Source organism: Vibrio sp. 10N.222.55.C6 (assembly GCF_041473395.1).
GTDB classification, from domain to species: Bacteria; Pseudomonadota; Gammaproteobacteria; order Enterobacterales; family Vibrionaceae; genus Vibrio; species Vibrio crassostreae_C.
On the sequence record NZ_JBFRSD010000352.1, the window covers coordinates 1 to 245 of the forward strand.

A 245-nucleotide genomic window follows, 5' to 3' on the forward strand; every position below is an offset into this window, starting at 1 on the left:
ACTGGCTTGTCTTGCATTAAGGTTCGAGCCAAAGCAACACGCTGACGCATACCACCAGACAATTGATCCGGCATAGCATCCGCGTAATCAGCCAGACCAACAGAAATCAGTAGCTCTAACGCCTGATTTTTATGCTCGATATTTTTATGCTTATCTGCGGAATTTTGAAAGCGATGGCTCAAACACACGTTGTCGATAACCGATAGCCATGGCAGTAACAAATCTTGCTGCGCCATGTAAGCGAT

At 45.7% G+C, this 245-nt stretch carries 1 protein-coding gene; it reads right to left on the reverse strand.

The genetic code is table 11. The features are described from left to right. On the reverse strand, positions 1-245 hold a 245-nt coding region (locus AB4486_RS24075), incomplete at both ends, for an ATP-binding cassette domain-containing protein (RefSeq protein WP_372119130.1).